This is a genomic window from Streptomyces sp. NPDC058001 (assembly GCF_042886315.1).
Taxonomy (GTDB): Bacteria; Actinomycetota; Actinomycetes; order Streptomycetales; family Streptomycetaceae; genus Streptomyces.
In genome coordinates, this window is record NZ_JBHVQT010000017.1 from 184502 (window position 1) to 207159 (window position 22658).

Here is a 22658-nt window from a genome sequence, read left to right on the forward strand (position 1 = left end):
TGATCACGTCAGGCGGGTCCTGATCAGGAGGTCGTGGAGGGCGTCGTGCCCCGTCGCGGCGCTGGGCAGCGGGGACGTGTCCTGGGCCCGGTCCAGTGCGGTGTGCAGCCGCTCGATGTCGTCCCGTACGCGCCCGTGGGGGACGTCGGCGGTGGCGTGTTCCCGTTCCGCCTTGGCGGCGATCAGGTCGGGCAGGTAGTCCGGCGCGGCCGTGTCGTCGGCGAGGGTGGGGAGATGGGCGCTGAGGCCGCCGCCGCGCACGAGGCGGATACCGGTGAGCAGCGCGCGGAAGGTGTAGAGCAGCGGCTTCAGTTCGCCGGTCTTCTCGAACAGGCGCCACTGGGTGCGGGCGAAGCCGCGGTAGTGATGGGCGTGATGGCTGGTGACGGTCGCGGGGGCGAGGGCCACGAGTTCGGCGTGCGCGGGCGTGGTGTGCGCGACGAGGGGGGACAGGAGCTGCTCCAGTACGTAGCCGTTGCGCCGGAGCAGCAGCCGTACGAACTTGCGCAGGTCGTGGGTCACGAGGTCCATCTCGACGCCGTCCCGTACCCACATCCGCGACCGTGTCTCGTCGGGTTCGCGGAGTCCGACGAGGGCGTCCACGGGCAGCAGGTGCGCGCCGCGGACGTCCACGTCGGAGTCGCGGGACGGGAAGCCGTACAGGTGCGCGCCGGAGACCGTCGCGAACACGAGCGGGTCGGGCTGTTCCGTGACGACGGCGGTGAGGTCGATACCCAGGTCGGCGATCATCCCCACGCGTCCCAGAGCGCGCCGAACGACAGCAGGTCGCTCTGGTACTCGATGCGGTCGGCCCACTCGGCGGGCCATGCGTCGGCGCCGAGGTGGGCGCCCGCGAACGCGCCGGTGAGGCAGGCGATCGAGTCGGAGTCGCCGGAGGTGCAGGCGGCGCGGCGCAGCGCGGTGACGGGTTCGTCGACGAAGAGCAGGAAGCACAGCAGCCCGGTGGCGAACGCTTCCTCGGCGACCCAGCCCGCGCCGGTGGCCAGGCAGGGGTCCGTCTCGGGCGACGGCACGCGCAGGGCCTCCTGGACCCGGTCGAGGACGGCGAGGCAGTCGTCCCACCCGCGCGTGATGAAGTGCTCGGGCGTCGGATCGGCGGCCCGGCTCCACAGATCACCGAGCCACCGCTCGTGGTAGCGGCCCCGGTTGTCGTACGCGTACGAGCGCAGTTGTCCGACGAGTCCCGTCGGTTCGGCGCCCCGCGCGAGCAGCCGTACGGCGTGCGCGGTGAGGTCGGACGCGGCGAGCGCGGTGGGGTGGCCGTGGGTGAGCCCGGCCTGGAGCTGCGCGGCACCGGCCCGCTGTTCGTCGCTGAGCCCCGGCGCCAGACCGACGGGCGCGACGCGCATATTGGCGCCGCAGCCCTTGGAGCCGATTTGGCTGGCGTCCTGCCAGGGGCGGTCCTCGGTCATGAGCAGTTCGCAGGCCGTGAGGCAGGTGTTGCCGGGCGCCCGGTTGTTGTCGGGTGACCGGTACCAGTCGACGAACTCCGCGCGCACCGGAGGCTCCATCCCGTCCGGCCCCAGCACGCCCCGGTCCATCGCGGTGCGCATCCCGCGCGCGAGGGCGAGGGTCATCTGGGTGTCGTCGGTGACGATCGCGGGCCGGGGCAGCGCCATCTCCCGCCAGGGCCCGCACTTGGCGAGGATGGACGGCACGTCGTTGAACTCGGTGGGGAACCCGAGCGCGTCCCCGATGGCGAGTCCGACGAGGGAGCCGGTGGCGGCGCGTTTCACGGGAGCCGTCCGGGGTGCGGGTGTCGGTGCCGTGGTCATGCGGGCCGTCCTTCCGGTCGCAGGAGGGGTGGGTGCAGGGCGGTGGCGGTGCCCGCGCGGTGCAGGGCGGCGGGTTTGCCGCGTCCTCCGGTGAGGCGCGCGGCGCCGGGCACCGGCTCGACGAATCCGGGGGTGGCGAGGACCTTGCGCCGGAAGTTGGGCCGGTCCAGGGCCGTGCCCCACACCGTCTCGTAGACCTGTTGCAGCTCGCCGAGGGTGAACTCGGGCGGGCAGAACGACGTGGCGAGGCAGGTGTATTCGAGCTTGGCCCCGACGCGGTCGCGGGCGTCGGCGAGGATCAGGTCGTGGTCGAAGGCGAGCGGTCCGACGCCGTCGCAGGGCAGCCACTGGGCGTGTGCCGCGTCGCCGCCGCCGCGCGGCTCGGGCAGATCGGGCACGAGCGCGGTGAAGGCGACCGAGACGACCCGCATCCTCGGGTCGCGGTCCGGGGCGCTGTAGGTCCGTAGCTGTTCGAGGTGGAGCGCGGCGCAGGTGTCGCCGGACAGCCCTGTCTCCTCGGCGAGTTCGCGCCGTGCGGCGTTCTCGGCGGACTCCCGGGGCAGCACGAAGCCGCCGGGCAGGGCCCAGTGACCCACGTAAGGCTCCTGTCCCCGTTCGACGAGGAGGACTTGGAGGGCGCCGCCGCGGACGGTGAAGACGGCGAGGTCGACGGTGACGGCGAAGGGCTCGAAGGCGTACTTGTCGTACCCGTCCGGTGCCTGGGCCGACGCCGCGCGGGCGCCGGGAGCCTCCGGGTCCTCAACGCGCGCGTTCATCGTGTCTCCGTGAGGGCGGGCGAATCGTGCTCACCGCCCTCGCCGGGTGCGGTCCGCGGTGGAGCCCGGACCACCCCCGTGGGCCCCAGGTCCACCGGCCCGTACGCGACGAAGGCGGTGAAGTTTTTTAATAGTCACCCCGACTATAAAGAGGCCGGGTGTGATTCCGCAAGACTTTTCCGAAAGCCCTTTCCCGAACCCTGCCCGATCCCTTCCCGCTACCTTCCAGAGCCGCTCCCGGGCCCCTCACGAGCCCTTCCCCGAGGGCGAGTTCGGCCCGCTCCTCCCCTCACCCAGGACAGACCGGTCCCACTCCGGAAACTAATCGCCGGGCCCGGGATTCCTCCCGAGGAAGGCGACGAGCCGGTCCCCGGGGCAGGCGTCGGGCGGTACGGGTACGGGTGCCGCGAACAGGGAGCCCCGGTCGGTGTCCTCGACGAAGCACCGGGCCACGGGCAGCAGCGCGGCGGCGAGTGAGGGCGGTATCGGCCGGCGCGGTCCGAGGGTCCGGCCGATGTCCCAGCCGTGCACGGCGATCTCGACGGCGCCGACGGCGGCCACCAGGGTCGCGGCGAGCGGCCTGTCCGCGACCAGGACGGTCCGCGGGCTCCCCGGGGACCCGGATGCCCCTGCGCGCCCGGAGAGGGCCGTCCAGGCGCCCAGGAGGGCACTCGCACGATCACGGAACCCCACGACGGGATCGGTGGGCGGGACCACGGGGACGGGCGGGACGACGTCGACGGGCGTCGCGTGATCGGCGTCCGGTGGGCCGTGCGTGATCCGTCCCGCGCCGATCCCCTCCCGCAGCGCGGCCAGCGAATCGTTGAGGTGGCCGAGCAGCGCGCCCAGGTCCCAGCCCGCGCAGGGCGTCGGATCCGACAGCCGGTCCGGGCCCCCGGTGACGGGGACGGCGGCGACGCACCCGCGCGCGTAGGCGAGCGAGCGTTCCAGGAGGTCGTCGGGCGGGACGGGTCCGTACTCCCGCCGGTCCACGGTCCGTGTCATCGCCGTACCCTCCGCTCGCCGTGTGTCCGCCGGGCACCCACCGACCCGGGCCGGGGGGCGCCGATCCGTACGGACGTCCACCGGTGCAGACCGGGCGGAGGGCGAAAACACATCGGCCGGCCCCGGATTTCCCGGGACCGGCCGATGGGTTGGGCGGATGTCGGTTACAGCTCGACCTCGCGCATGAGCATGCCCACCTCGGTGTTGGAGAGCCTGCGCAGCCAGCCGGACTTCTGGTCGCCGAGGGTGATCGGCCCGAAGGAGACCCGTACCAGCTTGTCGACGGGGAATCCGGCCTCGGCGAGCATGCGCCGCACGATGTGCTTGCGGCCCTCGTGCAGGGTGACCTCGACCAGGTAGTTCTTGCCGGTCTGTTCGACGACGCGGAAGTGGTCCGCGCGCGCGTAGCCGTCGTCGAGCTGGATGCCGTCCTTGAGGCGCTTGCCCAGGTCGCGCGGGATGGGGCCCACGATGTGCGCGAGATAGGTCTTCTTCACGCCGTACTTGGGGTGCGTGAGGCGGTGCGCCAGCTCACCGTGGTTGGTGAGCAGGATGACGCCCTCGGTCTCGGTGTCGAGACGCCCGACGTGGAAGAGCCGGGTCTCACGGTTGGTCACGTAGTCGCCGAGGCACTGCCGCCCGTCCGGGTCCTCCATCGTGGAGACGACGCCGGCGGGCTTGTTCAGCGAGAAGAACTGGTACGACTGCGTGGCCACGGTCAGCCCGTCGACCTTGATCTCGTCGTGCTCGGGGTCGACCCGCAGTCCCTGCTCCACGACGATCTCGCCGTTGACCTCGACGCGGGCCCGCTCGATCAGCTCCTCGCAGGAGCGCCGTGAACCGTATCCCGCGCGCGCGAGCACCTTCTGGAGCCGCTCGCCCTCCTGCTCGGCGCCGGGGAACGTCTTGGCGACCTTGACCTCCTTGCGGTCCGCGTACCGCTCGCGGTTGCGCTCCTCGGTCCGCGTCTCGTACTCACGGGAGCGCGCCGGCGCGGTGCGTCCCCCGCGCGCGGGGGCCTGCTTGGGGCCGCCCTTGGCGCCGCCGCGCGCAGCAGCGCCCCGACCGCGCGCCGCGCCGTCACCGGAGCCGAATCCCGAGCCGGAGCCGGATCGGGAGCCGGAACCCCCGGAACCCCCGGCCCTCCCGGAACTCCCCGACCTCCCGGACCTCCCGGACCCGCCGGACCGACCGGACCCCCCGGACCGGCCGCCCGCACCGGAACCGCCGGAACCGGAACCCCCGGAACCGGAGCCGCCACCGGACCTGCCGCCTCCGCCACCGGACCTACCACCAGCGCCACCCGAGCCACCCGCGCCGCCGGGCTTGCCGGAGCCGCCCGACCCACCGGAACCGCCCGCGGTGTAGCGGCGCTCCTCCGGACGGGGCCGGCCCGAGCGCTTCTGCTTGTCGTCGCGGTCGTTACCGGCTTCCCGGTCGTTCCCGCGCCCGCTGTCCCTGCCGCTACCACTGCTTCGCATCAAAGTTCCGTCTTGTCGTCTGCTTTTTCGAAGTGCTCGAAACTCCCGGGATCCGGTGCGTCCGGATCGAACGACGGCACGCCTTCCTGGGTCTCGGCCTCGATCGCCTCCGCCTCCGGGAGGAAGGGCGCCAGCTCCGGCAGCTCGTCCAGGCCGCGCAGGCCCATCCGCTCCAGGAAGTAGTTCGTCGTCGTGTACAGGATCGCACCTGTTTCGGGTTCCGTGCCCGCCTCCTCGACCAGACCGCGCTGGAGGAGGGTGCGCATGACGCCGTCGCAGTTCACGCCGCGTACCGCGGAGACCCGGGAGCGGCTGACGGGCTGCCGGTACGCGACGACGGCGAGGGTTTCGAGTGCCGCCTGGGTGAGCCGGGCGTGCTGTCCGTCCAGGACGAAGCCTTCGACGGCGGGCGCGTACTCGGGCCGGGTGTAGTAGCGCCAGCCGCCGGCGACCAGGCGCAGTTCGAAGCCGCGGCGCTGGACGGTGTACTCGTCGGCCAGTGCGCGCAGGGCGTCCGCGATCTGCCGGCGGGGGCGCTGGAGGATCTTCGCGAGGTGTTCCTCGGTGGCCGGTTCGTCGACGACCATGAGGACGGCCTCCAGGGCGGGCTTCAGGTCGAGCCCGGCGACGTCACGCAGCCCGGCGGGACCCGACGCCGATTCGGCCCCCGGTTCCGCGGCGACATCCAGTGCCGTGTCCTCGCTCACACGCTCTCCTCGGCCCTGTTCCCGGTCTTCTCGGGCTTCCGGGATTTCTCGGGCTTTTCGGGGTCCTCGGGGGGCCGGTCGAACTCGTCGGTGACCGCCGGCTGCTCGTCGCCGTCCCCGCCGGTCCAGCGGACCATGAGTTCGCCGAGCGCGTCCTCCTGGTCGAGCGCGACGGCCTTCTCGCGGTACAGCTCCAGGAGCGCCAGGAAGCGGGCGACGACGGTGAGGGTGTCCCCCGCGTCCTCGACGAGCACCCGGAAGCTGACCTCGCCCTGTTCGCGCAGCAGTGCCACCACTATCCCGGCCTGTTCGCGGACGCTGACGAGCGGGGCGTGGATGTGGTCGATGTAGACCTGGGGCTTGGGCCGGGGCTGCATCGCCTTCACGGCGAGTTTGGCGAATCCCTCGGCCCCGATGCTGATGACGACCTCGGGCAGCAGTTCCGCGTGGTGCGGTTCGAGTCCGACGGTACGGGGGTAGCGGCGGGCCTCCGCGTCGAGGCGGGCGGTGAAGATGTCGGCGATCTGCTTGTAGGCGCGGTACTGGAGCAGTCGCGCGAAGAGCAGGTCCCGGGCCTCCAGGAGCGCGAGGTCGGCCTCGTCCTCGACCTCGGCGGTGGGCAGCAGCCGGGCGGCCTTCAGATCGAGCAGGGTCGCGGCGACGACGAGGAACTCGGTCGTCTGGTCGAGGTCCCAGTCGGGTCCCATACCGCGGATGTGCGCCATGAACTCGTCGGTGACCTTGGACAGGGCGACTTCGGTGACATCCATCTTGTGCTTGGAGATCAACTGAAGCAGCAGATCGAAGGGCCCTTCGAAGTTGGCGAGCCGCACTTTGAACACCCCGTCGGCGACGGGTTCCGGCGCCACCGCCACTCCGGCCCGTTCAGCTCCGACCGGGTCATGCCCACCACCGGCCGCACCGGAAGACTCGACCTCGACCTGGACCTCAGCCTGGACCTGAACCTGAGCCTGGACCTCAGCCTCAACCGCCGACCCCCCGGCAGGGGCCGGCCCCCGCCCCAAAACACGTCGCCCCCGCCCAGGGCTACCGCCCACGAAGCCGCCGCACCAGAATGCTCGCGTCCCCCCGGGACTCCAGATCGGCGAGGACGACGGCGACGGCCTCCCGTACGATCCGCCCCCGGTCCACGGCGAGTCCGTGCTCCCCACGCAGCACGAGCCGCGCGTGCTCCAGGTCCATCAGTTCCTCGGCGGACACGTACACGGTGATCTTCTCGTCGTGCCGCTCACGCCCGCTGGGCCGCCGTCCGGACCCGCGTCCCCGGCGCCGGGCCTGGCCCGAGGGCGCGTTCGCGGGCCGCCCGGACTGGGTGCCGGCGGCGGCGACCGTGGCGCTGCCCCCGGTCCCGTCCTGAAGCTGCCGTCGTCCCGCGCGCGCGGGGGCGTCGTCGTCCCGGTCGCCGGCACGGTCCGGTGTGTGGGTACGGGACTCACCGGTGCCGGGTTCGGCGTCCGCCGCGGTGTGTTCGGCGCCGTCGGTGCCCTCGTCGTGCTGTGCCCCGGTGCGCGACGCGGTGTCCTCCGCGGCGGCCTCGTCGCTCTCGCCGGCCGGTGCGGGCACCCGCGGCTCGCCGCCTGGCGGGCGCCTGGGGGTGGACGCCTGGAGCGCCATTCCCCCGGTCGTACGGAACAGTTCGTCGGCCCCCGGCAGACTCACTCGGCGTGACACCGGGCGAGCACCTCCCTGGCGAGCTGGCGATAGGCGGCGGCGCCGACGGAGTTGGAGGCGTAGGTGGTGATGGGCTCGCCCGCGACGGTGGTCTCGGGGAAGCGGACGGTCCGGCCGATCACGGTGTGGTAGACGTGATCGTCGAACGCCTCGACCACGCGCGCGAGGACCTCGCGGCTGTGCACCGTGCGCGAGTCGTACATCGTGGCGAGGATGCCGTCGAGTTCCAGTTCGGGGTTGAGCCGTTCCTGGACCTTCTCGATGGTCTCGGTGAGCAGGGCGACACCGCGCAGCGCGAAGAACTCGCACTCCAGGGGGACGATCACCTTGTGGGCCGCGGTCAGCGCGTTCACGGTCAGCAGACCGAGCGAGGGCTGGCAGTCGATCACGATGTAGTCGTAGTCGGCCATCAGCGGCTTCAGGGCGCGCTGGAGCGTGGACTCGCGCGCGACCTCGCTGACCAGTTGCACCTCGGCGGCCGACAGGTCGATGTTGCTCGGCAGCAGGTCCATGTTGGGCACGGCGGTCTTCAGGAGGACCTCGTCGGCGGCCATGCCCCGCTCCATGAGCAGGTTGTAGACCGTGAGGTCGAGTTCCATCGGGTTGACGCCGAGGCCGACCGAGAGCGCGCCCTGCGGGTCGAAGTCGACGAGCAGCACCCGGCGTCCGTACTCCGCGAGCGCGGCACCCAGGTTGATGGTCGACGTGGTCTTGCCGACGCCGCCCTTCTGGTTGCACATCGCGATGATCTTCGCGGGCCCGTGGTCGGTCAGCGGGCCCGGGATCGGGAAGTACGGGAGTGGGCGACCGGTCGGGCCGATGCGTTCACGGCGCTGACGGGCCGCGTCGGGCGCGAGCGTGGCCGCGTACTCCGGATCGGGCTCGTACTCGGCGTCGGGGTCGTAGAAGTGCCCCTCGGGCAGGTCGTAGTCGGCGAAGTGGCTGTGCTTGTCCCCACTTCGGTCGCCGGCCATGGCGTTCACGTGATGGCCATCCATGCTCTGGTGTGCTGTCTGAATCCGCTCGGGACTCTGGTGGGCTGCGAAGGTGCGGACAGCGACGGAGCCGACAGCCTGGAGCCCCGTGGGGCCCTGGCCCCGCACAGGCGTTCCTGGTTGACCACCCCCGGGAGTAAATGTCGACTCATTCACAAGTCGTCTTACCTCCTTGGTGACCAGGAAACTTCTAGATAGGTCAGCGTGGCACCATGCCGACGATTGGCGACTCTATGGCGTGTCACCGGTCCGCAGCAACACAATCCGCCGGACCCGGCACGATGTGTCGGCAACGGAACACCCCTCTGTCAAGGGCGTACGGCCGTCGCTCGGCACGTTTCGCGGGTGTGCGAATCGGTTAAAGGGTTACGTTCGAGGCGAGTTGAACAAGCCGAGAGCGAACACCGCAAGGGGGTTCGCACAGTGGCGCGATCCACATCTCCCCACCCGTACGGATACGGCCGGACCTTGTCCGCAAGGTCCGGCCGCAGGCGCGATGTTGACGTCGTGGGTTGACGGGTCAGCCGAGCAGCGAGGCGAGTTCCACGTGGTCAAGGCCGTGCGCCTCGGCGACCTCGCGGTAAACGACCTTGCCGTCATGGGTGTTGAGACCCTTGGCGAGCGCGGGGTCGCGACGCAACGCCTCGGCCCAGCCGCGGTTGGCCAGCTCGACGATGTAGGGCAGCGTCGCGTTGGTGAGCGCGTAGGTGGAGGTGTGGGGCACCGCGCCTGGCATGTTGGCGACGCAGTAGAAGACCGACTGGTGGATCGGGAAGGTCGGCTCGGCGTGCGTGGTGGCACGCGAGTCCTCGAAGCAGCCACCCTGATCAATCGCGATGTCGACAAGGACACTTCCCGGCTTCATCCGGGAGACCAGCTCGTTGGTGACGAGCTTGGGGGCCTTGGCGCCGGGGATGAGGACGGCGCCGATGACGAGGTCGGCCTCCAGACACGCCTTCTCCAGCTCGAAGGAGTTGGAGACGACGGTCTGGATCTTCGTACCGAAGATCTTGTCGGCTTCCTTGAGCTTGTTGAGGTCGCGGTCGAGCAGGGTCACGTGGAAGCCCATGCCGATGGCGATCTGCGCGGCGTTCCAGCCGGAGACGCCGCCGCCGATGACGACGGCCTTGCCCGCGGCGACACCCGGGACGCCACCCGGCAGCACACCGCGGCCACCGGCCGGGCGCATCAGGTGGTAGGCGCCGACCTGCGGGGCCAGCCGGCCCGCGACCTCGGACATCGGGGCGAGCAGCGGCAGCGCGCGGCCGGGCAGCTCGACGGTCTCGTACGCGATGGCGGTGGTGCCGGACTCGATGAGGGCGTCCGTGCATTCCTTGGAGGCGGCGAGGTGCAGGTAGGTGAAGAGCGTCTGGTCCTTGCGGAGGCGGTGGTACTCCTCGGCGATGGGCTCCTTGACCTTGAGCAGCAGGTCGGTGGTGGCCCAGACCTCGTCGGCGGTGGCGAGGATCCGCGCACCGGCCGAGACATATTCCTCGTCCGTGATCGAGGAGCCGGCGCCGGCGTTCTGCTCGATGAAGACCTGGTGGCCCTGGCGGACCAGCTCGTGCACACCGGCCGGGGTGATGGCCACCCGGAACTCGTTGTTCTTGACCTCGCGGGGGATGCCGACCTTCATCGTCGATCACGGTCCTTGGCTCAGGGGCTTTTCGGGGTAACACATACGCACCCGGGACGCACGGGGGCGCATCGGAGGCACCACGAAAGAACGCGGCGGAGCCATTCTAATGAAGGACTTCTAGCTGTCTAGCCTTTCAATACTTCAATCTTCTTCCGGTGCACTGCGGATTTCGTAGGTGGACGCCGGGGTTCCGGTGTCTTTTCCAGCCTCGGGGTCCGGTTCGGCCCCGTCCAGCTCGTCGCCGAGCATGCGTTCGGCGGCGGCCCGGTGCAGTCGGGCGGCGGCCGGGTCGCCGAGCCGGTCGAGGGTGTCCGCGAGCCGGACCTGGAGGGCGGCCTGGAGGCGTACGTCGTCGGCGCGGCGGGCCCACTCGACGGCCTCGTGGCAGGTGTGCAGGGATTCGTCGGGCCGTCCGGCGTACTCCTGGACCCGGGCCAGCTCGCTCAACGCCCGCGCCACGGCGGACACATCGCCGGTCCTGCGGTGGCCGGCGACGGCGGAGCGCCAGTTGCGCAGCGCGTCGCCGTAGCGGCCCGCGTAGGTCTGGACGCCGGCGATGCGGCCGTGCAGCCGGGCGGCGTCCGCGATCTCCTCGCGGGCGAGCCGCTGGGCCAGGGCCCGCCCGAACCAGTCGGCGGCCCGCTGCCAGTCGCCCAGCTCCTGGTGGGCGCCGCCTACGGATTCCATCGCGCGGCCGGTGGCGTACGGGTCCTTCGCCGCGCGTCCGGCGTCCAGCGCGGCCCGGTAGCGGACGAGGGCTTCCTCGGTACGGCCGGTCCTGGCGTCGAGGTCGGCGAGGTTCAGCAGGGCGGCGGCCTTCTCGCGGGGCAGGTCGCGCCGCTCGGCGACGTCGAGGACGAGCTGGTGGATCGAGTACAGCTCGGGCGCCGCGGCCTCGGTGCCGCGGTGTGCGACCAGGGCCCGTACCAGGGCGGCCATCAGGCGGCGGGCGAGGGTGTCCAGCTCGCCGTCGGCGACGGCGGCGCGGGCGGCGGCGAGCAGTGCGGGCTGCTGCACGGTGAGCCACTCGGCGGCGATACGCGGGTCGGGGAAGCGCAGCGCGCGGGGCAGTCCGGCGAGTTTGCGGCGGGCGGGCGAGCTGTCGGTCTCGGTGATGGCGCGGCAGGACTGGAGGAGTCGTACGGTCCGCTCCAGCATGCGGGCCTGGGCGAGCTGTACCTCGGCGGGGCGGTCGTGGGTCTCGGTGAGGCCGCGGAGCAGCGGCATGAGGCAGCCCGGCACCTCGTAGCGCGGCAGGGGTGATTCCAGGGTCCGCACGAGTCCGAGCGCGGCGAAGTCGGCCAGGGTGGTGCGGGCCGCGGAGACGGAGCAGCCGGCGAGCGCGGACGCGGTGTGCGGGTCGGCGAGTCCGGCGGGGGCCAGGGAGAGCAGTCGCAGTATCCGGGCGGCGGGTGAGGGCAGCGACTCGTAGGTGTGCTGGAAGACACGGGCGAGCGCGGGCCCCTCGTCGGGCAGGGCGCGCAGGCGTTTACGGAGGTCGGCGACGGACCTCTCGGGCCGGGTGGCGAGCCAGCCGCCGGCGATGACGAGCGCGGCGGGCTGCGCGGCGCACTCCTCGACGAGTCCTTCGGCGGCGTGCGGGTCGCAGGTGATGCGGACGGAGCCGGTGAAGCGGCCGAGGAGTTCGACGGCGGACTTGGTGTCGAGGCCGCCGAGGGTGCAGGGGCGGACGTCGGGGATCCCGGTCAGGGGCCCTTCGGCGACGGCGACGACCAGGCAGTCAGGGGTCTCGGGCAGCAGCAGGTCGACCTGTTCGGCGTCGGCGGCGCCGTCGAGGAGGAGCAGGGCGCCGCGGTCGGCGAGCGCGGCGCGCAGGTCCGCGGTGAGGTCGTCGTCGGTGGCTCCGGCGGGTGCGGGCAGATCGAGGGCGCCGAGGAGTTCGCGGGCGGCGCGGTCGGTGGGGACGGGGGTGCCGTCGGGTTCGGTGAGGCGGGTGCGCAGGACCCCGTCGGGGTAACGGTGCGCGACACCGCGTACCAGCTCTTCGGCGAGGGCGGTGCGGCCTGATCCGGGGCGGCCCGCGATGAGCAGGACGCGCGCGCGGGGGGCCTTGCGGCCGGCGATGGTGTCGAGTCCGGCCCGCTCGATGTCCGCCCGGAGTTCCTTCAACTCTCTTGTGCGGCCGAGGAACTGACTGTCCGTAGGAGTGGAACCTACGGCGCCTGGCCGTCCGTCACCGGACAGCTGTGTGCCGTCGGTGTCCACCGCCTGATCCGTCACGGGCCACGCTCCCGTCAAACTGCGAGCCGGCGCCCGCCGGGACTCCGGTCGGGGCGTTGCCGAGCCTAGTTCACGCTCTGCGACGAATCGGGCGGAGCGCGGCGGGCACGTCACCCGATCGGATCAGCAGATCGTCTGACCATTGGGCTGTGGGTGTCGTCGATCGGACGCGTGGCCGTGCGGGTCAGTGGTCGAAGGGGCGGGCCGGCCAGGGCGCCTCGGCGGGGCGCAGCGCGTCGAGTCCGTCGCCGTCCCGGGCGGCGACAAAGGCGAGCACGCCGACGACGAGGCAGTTGTTGTGCAGCCGTCCGGCGAGTGTGCCCCGCACCAGGTCCGCGAGGGGGACGCGGGCGATCTCCATGTCGCCCTCCTCGTCCTCGACGGCGAACCGCTCCCCCTCGGCCTCGGACAGGTCCCGGGCGAGGAAGATCCGGACGGCTTCGTCGCAGCCGCCGGGCGTGGTGTACACATCGGTCAGCACCCGCCAGTCCTCGGCCTTGACGTGTGCCTCTTCGTAGAGTTCGCGCTGCGCGGCGTGCAGCGGGTTCTCGCCGGGGATGTCGAGGAGTCCGGCGGGGATCTCCCACAGCCGCTGCCGTACGGGGTGCCGGTACTGGCGGATCACCAGCACGCGGTCCCGGTCGTCGAGCGCGAGGACGGCGACGGAGCCGGGGTGGACCTGGTAGTCACGGCGGGCGACGGAGCCGTCGGGCATCACCACGTCGTCGGTGCGTACGGAGGTCTTGTTGCCGGTGAACGGGGTCGCGGTCGCCCGGATCTCCCATTCCTCGGGGGTGTCCCTGATCGTCATGTCGCTCTGCTCCTCCCGCGCACGCCAACAGAAACCGGGGCACGCACCCACAAAGGGCACGTACCCCGGTCACCGTATCGCCTGCCGGTCACCGGCGGATCATCCGGCCGTCCTGCGCAGCACGGCGGCCTTGACCAGGCCCGCGAACAGCGGGTGCGGACGGGTCGGCCGGGAGCGCAGCTCGGGGTGCGCCTGCGTCGCGACCAGGTAGGGGTGGACGTCACGCGGGTACTCGACGTACTCGACGAGCTTGCCGTCCGGCGAGGTGCCGGAGAACTGCAGCCCGGCCTTCTTCTCCAGCTCGGCACGGTAGGCGTTGTTCACCTCGTACCGGTGGCGGTGGCGCTCCTCGACGTACTCCTTGCCGTCGTAGACCTCGCGCACGATCGAGCCGTCGGCCAGCTTCGCCGGGTACATGCCCAGCCGCATGGTGCCGCCCATGTCGCCCTCGCCGGCGACGATGTCGAGCTGTTCGGCCATGGTGGAGATCACGGGGTGGCCGGTCGCGGCGTCGAACTCGGTGGAGTTGGCGTCGGGGATGTCCGCGAGGTTGCGGGCGGCCTCGATGACGATGCACTGCAGACCGAGGCAGAGGCCGAGCAGCGGGACACGGTTCTCGCGCGCGTACCGGATGGCGCCGACCTTGCCGCTGACGCCCCGGTCGCCGAAGCCACCGGGCACACAGATCGCGTCCACGTCGGAGAGCTGCTGGGCGGCGCCCGCCGGGGTCTTGCAGTCGTCGGAGGTGACCCACTTGATCTTCACGCGGGCCTTGTTGGCGAAACCGCCCGCACGCAGCGCCTCGGTGACCGACAGATAGGCGTCGGGCAGGTCGATGTACTTGCCGACGAGCGCGACGGTGACCTCGTGGTCCGGGTTGTGGACGCGGTCGAGCAGGTCGTCCCAGATCGTCCAGTCCACATCGCGGAACGGCAGGTCCAGCTTGCGGACGACATAGGCGTCGAGGCCCTCGGTGTGCAGGACCTTCGGGATGTCGTAGATCGACTTGGCGTCGATCGCGGCGACCACGGCGGCCTCGTCGACGTCGCACATCAGCGAGATCTTCCGCTTGATCGCGATCGGCACCTCGCGGTCGGCGCGCAGCACGATCGCGTCGGGCTGGATACCGATGTTGCGCAGCGCGGCGACGGAGTGCTGGGTCGGCTTGGTCTTCAGCTCGCCGGACGGGCCGATGTACGGCAGCAGTGAGATGTGCACCACAAACACGTTGTCCCGGCCGACCTCGTGACGGACCTGGCGGACCGTCTCCAGGAACGGCAGCGACTCGATGTCGCCGACGGTGCCGCCGACCTCGGTGATGACGACGTCGACGTCGTCGGTGGCCATGCGGCGGATACGGTGCTTGATCTCGTTGGTGATGTGCGGGATGACCTGGACCGTGTCGCCGAGGTACTCGCCGCGCCGCTCCTTGGCGATGACCTGCGAGTAGATCTGGCCCGTCGTGACGTTGGCGGAGCCGTCGAGGTCGACGTCGAGGAACCGCTCGTAGTGCCCGATGTCCAGGTCCGTCTCGGCGCCGTCGTTCGTGACGAACACCTCACCGTGCTGGAACGGGTTCATCGTGCCCGGGTCGACGTTCAGATACGGGTCGAGCTTCTGCATGGTGACCCGCAGACCCCGCGCCTTGAGAAGCGCACCCAGGCTGGAGGCCGTCAGGCCCTTGCCGAGGGAAGAGGCGACACCTCCGGTGACGAAGATGTGCTTGGTCGTCGAGGATGTCGCGGATCGGTTCGGCATGGCCAAGACGGGGCTCCCGTGGTCGCGGTCTGAGGTGCGAGGTGGCGGCGGACCCGGATGATCCGGAGGTGCCTTCGCTGCGGTTCGGGGGTCTCGGCTCTGTCGGTTCCGACGCCTGAGTGCCCACCGGTCCACGGGCTACCAGGGTATCAGCGCCACAGCGAGACCGCTTCCGGCCACGCTCCGTCGACAGCCCGCCACAGAAGGCACACGGCGCCCATACATCCTGTTCACGCAGCTCACCCGGTGCTCACCCGTTCGGCGCGGGCAGGTTGCCGGGAGGGGCGCACGGATCACCTGAGTGCGTCGTATCCTGCTCGGACACTTGCTGCCGAGGCAGGCCGGTGAACGGCACCACCCCCGCCCGTCGCCCGGTGACACGAGCCCATCGGCACGCTGTGTTTTTTGAATCCCCTGACCGCACATCGGAGCCCCCTCACCAGGGCGACGTGGCGGCCGTTCGACTGGAGATGCTCGTGGCCGGGCGCATCGAGGACTACGCACTCATCGGAGACATGCAGACCGCTGCCCTGGTCTGCCGGGACGGAACGGTCGACTGGCTGTGCCTTCCCCGCTTCGATTCGCACGCCATCTTCGCGGGCCTGCTCGGCACCGAGGAACACGGTTTCTGGCGGATCGGGCCCGCGCACGCCTCCGGCACACAGCCGCCCACGGCGAACCGGCGCACCTACCGCGGTGACTCACTGATCCTCGAATCCGAGTGGGACACCCCCCGCGGCACGGTCCGCGTGACCGATTTCATGCCGCCGCGTGACGGGGCCCCGCAGCTGATCCGGATCGTGGAGGGCGTCAGCGGCCGGGTGCCGATGCGCTCGGCCCTGCGGATGCGGTTCTCCTACGGGCGGATCGTGCCGTGGGTGCACAAGGTCGACAACCGTACGGTCGCCGTCGCGGGCCCCGACTCGGTGTGGCTGGACACCGACGTCGACACCTACGGCAAGGACCTGACGACGTACTCGGACTTCACCGTGGCCCCCGGCGACCGCATCGCGTTCACGCTGTCCTGGCAGCCCTCGCACAAGGACCAGCCGGCGCTTCCCGAGCCGGAGCAGTCCCTGGCGGCGACGCAGGACTTCTGGCGCGAGTGGGTCGAGCACTGTACGTACCACGGCCCCTACCGGGAGGCCGTCGTGCGTTCACTGATCACCCTGAAGGCGCTGACGTACGCGCCGACCGGCGGCATCGTCGCGGCGCCCACCACGTCCCTGCCGGAGGAGATCGGCGGCGTCCGCAACTGGGACTACCGCTTCACCTGGCTGCGGGACGCCGCGATCACCCTGTCGTCGCTGCTGCGCACCGGCTACCGCGACGAGGCCCGCGCCTGGCGCGAGTGGCTGCTGCGCGCCGTCGCGGGCGACCCCGAGAACCTCCAGATCATGTACGGCATCGCGGGCGAGCGGGAACTCGGCGAGAGCGAGCTGGACTGGCTGCCGGGGTACGAGAACTCGGGGCCGGTGCGCGTCGGCAACGGCGCCGCACACCAGCTCCAACTCGACGTCTACGGCGAGGTCACCGAGGCGCTGCACCTCGCGCACATGACGGGCCTGGCCCGCAACGACTACGCGTCGCTGCTCCAGTTGCGGCTGATCCAGTACCTGGAGGACCACTGGGACCAGCCCGACGAGGGCATCTGGGAGGTCCGCGGCCCGCGCCGGCACTTCGTGCACTCCAAGGTGATGGCCTGGGTCGCCGTGGACCGCACCATCAAGCTCATCGAGTCCGGTGACGCGGACGGCCCGCTGGACAAGTGGCGCGACCTGCGCGACGACATCCACCGCGATGTGTGTGAGAAGGGTTACGACAAGGAACGCAACACGTTCACGCAGTCCTACGGCTCCAAGGAGCTGGACGCGTCGCTGCTGCTGATTCCGCAGATGGGTTTCCTGCCGCCCGACGACAAGCGTGTCATCGGCACCATCGAGGCGATCCAGCGGGAGCTGTCGACGTCGGACGGTTTCATCCTGCGCTATCCGACAGCCGGCGAGCACGCGGGCGTGGACGGTCTGGAGGGCGACGAGGGCGCGTTCCTCGCCTGCTCGTTCTGGCTCGCCGACGACCTCGCGATGATCGGCCGCGTCGACGAGGCCCGCAAACTGTTCGAGAAGCTGCTGAGCCTGCGCAACGACCTCGGGCTGCTCGCCGAGGAGTGGGACTCGCGGCTCAAGCGCCAGGTCGGCAACTTCCCGCAGGCGTTCAGCCATGTCCCCCTGATCGACACCGCCCTACGACTGACGGCTTCGGGGGCGTACGGGGGGTAGTTCTTCCAGACGCCGCCCGTCCCCCACCGATGAATCCGTAGATCACTTCACATCATTACCGGGAGAATCCGTGACCGTGAGCAAGAACATCAACAACCCCGTGGGCATGGGCGGCGGCCAGCGCAAGAAGCTGTCCCGCGCCGAACGGCAGAACCACGGTCCGCACCGCAACCTCGACCGCCAGGGTGCGGCCGACCGGAAGGCGGAGCTGGTGCGCAAGATGCGCGAGAAGGCAGGCGCAGCCGAGGGCGCCGGGCAGGCGGACGACGACACCGCACAGAGCTGACGCACCGCCGCCGCAGCGCTGACGCGGAACCTGCACAGTGGTACGGGGTGACCCGGGGGCGTACGGGGGTGGCACGGGGGTGTGACCTGGGGGTGGCGCGGTGGGTGTGACCTGGGGTGGCACGGGTCGGTGCCCGGAAAGGTAGCGTCCCCCTCATGGACACTCAGGGCGGAATCACCGTGCAGCGGGCGCTGGAGCTGCCGGGGCTGCGCGGCGGCCTTCCGGAGGTCGTCGCGGGCGCCGACCGGCTCCAGCGCACCGTGCGCTGGGTGCACGCGGGCGAGGTACCGAACATCGCGTCGCTCCTCAAGGGCGGCGAGCTGCTGCTCACCACGGGCCTCGGCCTCGGTACCCGCCCCGCCGACCAGCGCGCCTTTGTCCGCAAGCTCGCCGAACGCGGGATCGCCGCCCTGGTCGTCGAACTCGGACCGCGCTTCACCCGGCTGCCCGCCGCGCTCGTCGACACCGCGCGGGCGGCCGGCCTGCCGCTGGTGCAGCTGCACCGCGAAGTGCCGTTCGTCACCGTCACCGAAGAGGTCCACACCGAGATCGTCAACGGCCACTACGCGCTGTTGCAGCGCGCCGAGGAGGTCCACCGGCGCTGCACCGAGGCACTCCTCGGCGGCGGCGGGGTACCGCAGGTCCTCGCCGTCCTCGCGGAGTTCAGCGGCAACCCGGTGTTCCTGGAGACCCCGGACGGCCAACTCCTCTACGCGGCCGGGGCGGGCACCGAGGGCGCCGACCCGCTGCAGATCTGGGAGGGACTGCGCGGCGGACGCACCGCGCGCGAGGAGGGCCCCCCGACCGGCACCGTCCTGGTCGACGTTCCGGGCGGCGGTCCCGGTACCGGGTCGGTACGCGCGCGTATGGTGCTCCTCCCGGTCACCGGCCCGCCGGCGCCGGTGCACCGGATCGCGGCGGAACGGGCAGCGGGCAGCCTCGCCGTGGTGCTGATGCAGGCCCGCCAGGAGGAGGAGTTGGCGGCGCGGGGGCGCGGTGACTTCCTGACCGACTTCGCCGAGGGCCGGATCGCCGCCGACGACGCCCCCGCGCAGGCCCGCGTACTCGGCTTCAAACCAGGCGCCACACCGCTGCTGCCCGTCGTGATGCGGCTGCCCGAGGGCAGCGGCCTGTCGGCGGGCGGCGGCTGGGCCGTCCTCGCCCGCGCGGTCGCCGAGGAACTCGCCTCGGTGGGCGTCCCGGTCCTCCTGGGCGTACGGCCCGTGGAGGGCCGCGTACCGCTGCTGCTCGGCCTGCGCTCGGACAGCGAACGCACGGCGGTCGCGGACCGGGTCGCGGCGGCGCTACGGGCGGGCGTGGAACGCGCGGGCATGCAGCGGCCGGGCGCCCAGCCACCGATCGTCGTCGTCGGCGTCCCCGGCGGCTGGGCAGCGGCCTCCGCCGGACTGCGGCACGCGGCCGAGACGGCGACGGCGGCACAGGGCCTGACGGACCGCCCCTGGTACGACGCGCGGCGCCTCGACATCGACCTGCTGCTGTGGCGACTGCGGGACCATCCGGACCTGGCGGCGTTCGTGGACCGCGCGATCGGGCCGCTGCGGGAGCACGACCGACGCTCCAAACCACCACTGCTGCCGACACTGCGGACGTATCTCGCGCACGCGGGCCGCAAGGCGGAAACGGCCCGCGAACTCCACCTCAACCGGCAGACCCTCTACAACCGCCTCGCCAGAATCGGCGACCTCCTGGGCACGGACCTGGACGACCCGCAAACAGTCCTGGCCCTGAGCCTGGCCCTGAGAGCCCAACGCCACACTCCCCTGTGACCGCCGAGCCGCCCCGCCGCGTGAGAAAGTCCCACTCAGGTCAGGTCTGCGTCAGCTCGTCATAAACGCTGAGCACCTGCGCCACCGTCTCGTCCTCACTCGGCCAGGACGCCGCCTGCGCAAGGCCCCGCTCACGAAGCCACTCCCGCCGCCCCGGCACCTCCAGCACCCGCGCCACGGCCTCCGCCAACGCCCCCGCATCGCCGTACGGCACCAACTCGGCCGCGTCCCCCACCAACTCGGGCGTACCCCCCACCGCGCAGGCGACCAGCGGCACCCCCGCGCGCAGCGCCTCCTGCGCGAGCACGGACCGCGACTCCCACCGGCTCGCCACCACGGCGACATCGGCGACAGCGAGCAGTTCCGACACGTCGTCCCGCCGCCCGACGAGCCGCACCGGCAACTCCTCGTCCTCGATACGCCGCTGGAGCAGCCCCCGTAACGGCCCCTCTCCGGCGATCACGAGCAGCGGCACGACGTCGAGCCGCTGCCACGCGCGCGTGGCGTCCAGGAGCATCTCGTAGCCCCGGTGTTCGTCGAGCGATCCGACGGCCATCACCAAGGGCCGGCCGACAGCGCCGAGTTCGGCACGGGCCTTCTGGTGCAGCCGGTCCGGACCGTCGGCGTCATGCACCGCGGCGGGCACCCGCGACACGGGCAGCGCGACGGCCGCGAGCCGGGCGTCACGCGCGCCCCTGCTGCGGGCCCGGTCGACCAGATCGGACGAGGCACCGAGCACCACGGCCGCGGTCCGCGCCACACGCCGTTCGAGAAGCCGCACCACACGCGCGCGGGCACCCTCCGACGGCGCGCACGTGTGCCACGTCACGACCAGCGGGACGCGGCGCCCACTGAGCGCGAGGACCGCGCGGACAGCCGCGTTCAGCCCGTGCGCGTGCACCAGGTCGGCGTCGGCGCAGATCGCGCGGAGCGCCGCGACGGTGGTGGGGTCGTTGCGCCGCGCCACGGGCACATGCCGGGCACCGACGTCACCGAAACCGTAGGCCCGCCCCACCTCGGAGGGAGCGCACACGGTGACGCGCACGCCCCGGGCGACGAGCCCGGCGGCCAGCGACCTCACATGCGCGCTGCTGCCCGCGCTGCCACCGCCGAGCACTTGCACGGTACGCAACGGCGTCTGGCCGTGCGGCACATGGCTGCTCACGGGGACGGAACTCCTGAATTCGGCGGAGGGGTGGTCGCGAAGGAAGGTACAGAAGGTACAGCAAGTCGTACCGGAACACCGGAAGAAGTGACGCGCCAAGGATGCCATTGCGTACGGGTGTTCCGGCACCGCGTGCGGCGGGGACGCGGCTAGGTCGGGGAACCCGCCGGTGTCGATCACCCACTTGAGTGAGAGAGCATGCCGGTCCGGGTCCCCGAAAAGCCCGCCCTCAATCCCCCCTGCGTCCAGTCGCCCCTACGCCTGGGGTACGACATGCCCCGGCACCGTCGGGCCCGGCCGACCTACCCTCTCCCGGGGAGCCGGCCGGGCGTCGCTCAGTGGTCGGCCCGTGCCGTCGCGAGGAGTTCCTCCGCGTGCGCGCGCGCCGTCTGCGAGTCCTCCTGGCCCGCGAGCATCCGCGACAGCTCACGGATACGGTCCTCGCCCTCCAGGACCTTCACACCCGACCTGGTCACCGAACCGTCATTGGTCTTCTCCACGAGGAGTTGCCGGTCGGCGAACGCGGCGACCTGCGGAAGGTGCGTGACGACGACGACCTGCGCGGACCTGGCGAGCCTGGCGAGGCGACGGCCGATCTCGACGGCCGCCTTGCCGCCGACGCCCGCGTCGACCTCGTCGAAGAGATACGTCGGCACGGGGTCCGTGCCGGCGAAGACGACCTCCACAGCGAGCATCACCCGCGACAGCTCACCACCGGACGCGCCCTTGGCGATGGGCCGCGGCGGCGCCCCCGGATGCGGCGCGAGCAGCAACTCGACCTCATCGACACCCGTCGGCCCGTACGCGACGGTCCGCTCACCGATCCCGACGCCGTCAGGGTCGTCGTTCTGGCGGATGTCGATCGTCACGCGCGCGTGAGGCATCGCGAGGGAGGCCAGTTCATCGGTGACGGCGGCGGCGAACCGTGCGGCGGCCTCCACGCGCACATCGGTGAGCGCCTGCGCGAGCCCGGAGAGTTCCCCGCGCAACACGTCACGTTCGGCGGTCAGTTCACCGATGCGCTCGTCGTCACCGTCGAGTTCGAGGAGCCGCACGGAGCCCTGCTCGGCCCAGGCGAGCACCGACGCGCTGTTCTGCTCCACGCCGCCGTACTTGCGGGTCAACTGGGTCAGCGCGGCGCGCCGCTCCTCCACGGCGGCCAGCCGCAACGGATCGGCGTCCAGGTCGTCGGCGTAACCGGCCAGCTCGCCCGCCACATCGCCCAGCAGGATCCCGACCTCACCGATCCGCTCGGCGAGCGCGGCCAGCGCCGTGTCGTGCGCACGGACCGCCTCCAGCGCGCGATGCGCGCCCGCGACGAGTGTCGTCGCGTCGATGCCCTCGGGGTCCTCCGGGTTCCCGGCGAGCGCCGCGTGCGCGACCGTCGCGGCGGACGCCAGGGCCTCCGCGTGCCCGAGGCGCTCGGCCTCGGCGGCGAGTTCCACGTCCTCACCGGCGCGCGGTTCGACGGCGGCGATCTCATCGAGCCCGAACCGCAGCAGATCGGCCTCCTGCGCGCGTTCCCGCGCGCGCGTGGTGATCTCGTCCAGTTCGTTCGACAGCGCGCGCAGCCTGCGGTAGACGGCGGCGTACTTGGCGAGCGGCACGGACACCGCGTCACCCGCGTACCGGTCCAGGGCCTGGCGCTGCCGCGTCAGCTTGAGCAACCCCTGCTGATCGGTCTGGCCGTGCACCGCGATCAGGTCCTCGGCGAGTTCGGCGAGCAGCCCGACAGGCACCGAACGCCCACCGAGGTGCGCACGGGAGCGCCCTTCCGCGGAAACGGTACGGCTGATCAGCAGGGCACCGTCGTCCAGCTCGGCCCCCGCCTCCTCCGCCCGCACCACCGCGGAGGCGCCCGCGGGCACACTGATCCGCCCCTCCACGACCGCCGCCCTGGCCCCGATCCGCACCAGGGCCGGGTCCGCACGCCCGCCGAGCAGCAGGCCGAGGCTGGTGACCACCATCGTCTTACCCGCACCGGTCTCACCGGTCACGGCGGTGAAGCCTGGCGACAGCTCCACGACCGCGTCGTCGATGACTCCGAGCGACCGTATCCGCATCTCCTCCAACACGGACACGACCTTACGAGGTCACGGACCCGGTGTGCGACGGCCCCTGCCCCTCTTCCGCGAAGACGCAGGTGACAGCGGCCACCCCGAGACCACTGTCACTCGCCGGGGTGGGACCGGCTCGGGGCTGGGCTTCTCGGCCAGTCGGGACGCACCTGCGGTTTTCCG

Annotated in this window: 18 protein-coding genes; 3 read left to right on the top strand and 15 right to left on the bottom strand. The window is 71.7% G+C overall.

What is annotated here, in order from left to right:
* Positions 1 to 3: 3 nt before the first annotated feature.
* The 13 genes from ACFVT5_RS36855 to ACFVT5_RS36915 all read right to left on the bottom strand — a co-directional run bounded on the left by ACFVT5_RS36855 (position 4) and on the right by ACFVT5_RS36915 (position 14901).
* Positions 4 to 750 (bottom strand): DNA polymerase beta superfamily protein, encoded by a 747-nt coding sequence (locus ACFVT5_RS36855; RefSeq protein WP_389897378.1) that lies wholly within the window; start codon positions 748 to 750, stop codon positions 4 to 6.
* Positions 747 to 1796, bottom strand: coding sequence for an ADP-ribosylglycohydrolase family protein (locus ACFVT5_RS36860; protein ID WP_389897381.1), 1050 nt, complete (start codon positions 1794 to 1796; stop codon positions 747 to 749). Before ACFVT5_RS36860 ends, ACFVT5_RS36855 begins: the two co-directional genes overlap by 4 nt.
* On the bottom strand, positions 1793 to 2572 hold the full coding sequence (locus ACFVT5_RS36865; RefSeq protein ID WP_389897384.1) for an NUDIX domain-containing protein: 780 nt from the start codon (positions 2570 to 2572) through the stop codon (positions 1793 to 1795). The genes ACFVT5_RS36860 and ACFVT5_RS36865 overlap by 4 nt, the downstream gene beginning before the upstream one ends.
* Positions 2573 to 2893: 321 nt before the next feature.
* Positions 2894 to 3577 carry a TIGR03086 family metal-binding protein gene (locus tag ACFVT5_RS36870; RefSeq protein WP_389897386.1) on the bottom strand — a complete coding sequence of 228 codons (684 nt, stop codon included), beginning with the start codon at positions 3575 to 3577 and terminating at the stop codon, positions 2894 to 2896.
* 164 nt (positions 3578 to 3741) lie between these two features.
* Positions 3742 to 5058: a pseudouridine synthase gene (locus tag ACFVT5_RS36875; protein ID WP_389897389.1), complete on the bottom strand. Its 1317-nt coding sequence runs from the start codon at positions 5056 to 5058 to the stop codon at positions 3742 to 3744.
* Positions 5058 to 5765 carry an SMC-Scp complex subunit ScpB gene (gene scpB, locus ACFVT5_RS36880; RefSeq protein WP_389897392.1) on the bottom strand — a complete coding sequence of 236 codons (708 nt, stop codon included), beginning with the start codon at positions 5763 to 5765 and terminating at the stop codon, positions 5058 to 5060. Before scpB ends, ACFVT5_RS36875 begins: the two co-directional genes overlap by 1 nt.
* Positions 5762 to 6823, bottom strand: a complete 1062-nt coding sequence (locus ACFVT5_RS36885) for a segregation and condensation protein A (RefSeq protein WP_389897394.1) — start codon at positions 6821 to 6823, stop codon at positions 5762 to 5764. The genes scpB and ACFVT5_RS36885 overlap by 4 nt, the downstream gene beginning before the upstream one ends.
* Positions 6813 to 7457: a hypothetical protein gene (locus tag ACFVT5_RS36890; RefSeq protein ID WP_389897396.1), complete on the bottom strand. Its 645-nt coding sequence runs from the start codon at positions 7455 to 7457 to the stop codon at positions 6813 to 6815. The genes ACFVT5_RS36885 and ACFVT5_RS36890 overlap by 11 nt, the downstream gene beginning before the upstream one ends.
* Positions 7442 to 8608, bottom strand: a complete 1167-nt coding sequence (locus ACFVT5_RS36895) for a ParA family protein (protein WP_389897398.1) — start codon at positions 8606 to 8608, stop codon at positions 7442 to 7444. The genes ACFVT5_RS36890 and ACFVT5_RS36895 overlap by 16 nt, the downstream gene beginning before the upstream one ends.
* Positions 8609 to 8972: 364 nt before the next feature.
* Positions 8973 to 10088 (bottom strand): alanine dehydrogenase, encoded by a 1116-nt coding sequence (gene ald / locus ACFVT5_RS36900; protein ID WP_389897400.1) that lies wholly within the window; start codon positions 10086 to 10088, stop codon positions 8973 to 8975.
* A gap of 144 nt (positions 10089 to 10232) precedes the next feature.
* Positions 10233 to 12332, bottom strand: coding sequence for a tetratricopeptide repeat protein (locus ACFVT5_RS36905; protein WP_389897402.1), 2100 nt, complete (start codon positions 12330 to 12332; stop codon positions 10233 to 10235).
* Between the two features lie 184 nt (positions 12333 to 12516).
* Positions 12517 to 13143 carry an NUDIX domain-containing protein gene (locus tag ACFVT5_RS36910; RefSeq protein WP_389897404.1) on the bottom strand — a complete coding sequence of 209 codons (627 nt, stop codon included), beginning with the start codon at positions 13141 to 13143 and terminating at the stop codon, positions 12517 to 12519.
* 99 nt (positions 13144 to 13242) lie between these two features.
* The gene (locus tag ACFVT5_RS36915; protein WP_389897407.1) at positions 13243 to 14901 is read right to left on the bottom strand and encodes a CTP synthase; all 1659 of its coding nucleotides are present in this window, start codon (positions 14899 to 14901) and stop codon (positions 13243 to 13245) included.
* Between the two features lie 470 nt (positions 14902 to 15371).
* Between ACFVT5_RS36915 and ACFVT5_RS36920 the strand changes: the two genes are divergently transcribed.
* The 3 genes from ACFVT5_RS36920 (at position 15372) to ACFVT5_RS36930 (ending at position 19253) form a co-directional block, all read left to right on the top strand.
* Positions 15372 to 17180: a glycoside hydrolase family 15 protein gene (locus ACFVT5_RS36920; protein ID WP_389897456.1), complete on the top strand. Its 1809-nt coding sequence runs from the start codon at positions 15372 to 15374 to the stop codon at positions 17178 to 17180.
* A 70-nt stretch (positions 17181 to 17250) separates the two neighbouring features.
* On the top strand, positions 17251 to 17466 hold the full coding sequence (locus ACFVT5_RS36925; protein WP_326725721.1) for a DUF6243 family protein: 216 nt from the start codon (positions 17251 to 17253) through the stop codon (positions 17464 to 17466).
* Between the two features lie 155 nt (positions 17467 to 17621).
* Positions 17622 to 19253 carry a PucR family transcriptional regulator gene (locus tag ACFVT5_RS36930; RefSeq protein ID WP_389897410.1) on the top strand — a complete coding sequence of 544 codons (1632 nt, stop codon included), beginning with the start codon at positions 17622 to 17624 and terminating at the stop codon, positions 19251 to 19253.
* Positions 19254 to 19293: 40 nt separating this feature from the next.
* Here the strand turns inward: ACFVT5_RS36930 and ACFVT5_RS36935 are convergent, their stop codons facing one another.
* Together ACFVT5_RS36935 and recN are read right to left on the bottom strand one after the other, a co-directional pair.
* Complete coding sequence (locus ACFVT5_RS36935) at positions 19294 to 20418, bottom strand: glycosyltransferase family 4 protein (protein WP_389897413.1); 1125 nt, start codon at positions 20416 to 20418, stop codon at positions 19294 to 19296.
* Between the two features lie 335 nt (positions 20419 to 20753).
* A complete protein-coding gene (recN, locus tag ACFVT5_RS36940) occupies positions 20754 to 22481 on the bottom strand; it encodes a DNA repair protein RecN (protein ID WP_389897458.1) in 1728 nt (575 codons plus the stop codon).
* Positions 22482 to 22658 lie beyond the last annotated feature (177 nt).

Bases quoted from the DNA above. Each gene is read 5' to 3' on its own strand.
- ald (WP_389897400.1), bottom strand. From the start codon at position 10,088: ATGAAGGTCGGCATCCCCCGCGAGGTCAAGAACAACGAGTTCCGGGTG.
- ACFVT5_RS36870 (WP_389897386.1), bottom strand. From the start codon at position 3,577: ATGACACGGACCGTGGACCGGCGGGAGTACGGACCCGTCCCGCCCGAC.
- ACFVT5_RS36915 (WP_389897407.1), bottom strand. From the start codon at position 14,901: ATGCCGAACCGATCCGCGACATCCTCGACGACCAAGCACATCTTCGTC.
- ACFVT5_RS36930 (WP_389897410.1), top strand. From the start codon at position 17,622: ATGGACACTCAGGGCGGAATCACCGTGCAGCGGGCGCTGGAGCTGCCG.
- ACFVT5_RS36875 (WP_389897389.1), bottom strand. From the start codon at position 5,058: ATGCGAAGCAGTGGTAGCGGCAGGGACAGCGGGCGCGGGAACGACCGG.
- ACFVT5_RS36920 (WP_389897456.1), top strand. From the start codon at position 15,372: ATGCTCGTGGCCGGGCGCATCGAGGACTACGCACTCATCGGAGACATG.
- recN (WP_389897458.1), bottom strand. From the start codon at position 22,481: ATGCGGATACGGTCGCTCGGAGTCATCGACGACGCGGTCGTGGAGCTG.
- ACFVT5_RS36855 (WP_389897378.1), bottom strand. From the start codon at position 750: ATGATCGCCGACCTGGGTATCGACCTCACCGCCGTCGTCACGGAACAG.
- ACFVT5_RS36860 (WP_389897381.1), bottom strand. From the start codon at position 1,796: ATGACCACGGCACCGACACCCGCACCCCGGACGGCTCCCGTGAAACGC.
- ACFVT5_RS36910 (WP_389897404.1), bottom strand. From the start codon at position 13,143: ATGACGATCAGGGACACCCCCGAGGAATGGGAGATCCGGGCGACCGCG.
- ACFVT5_RS36865 (WP_389897384.1), bottom strand. From the start codon at position 2,572: ATGAACGCGCGCGTTGAGGACCCGGAGGCTCCCGGCGCCCGCGCGGCG.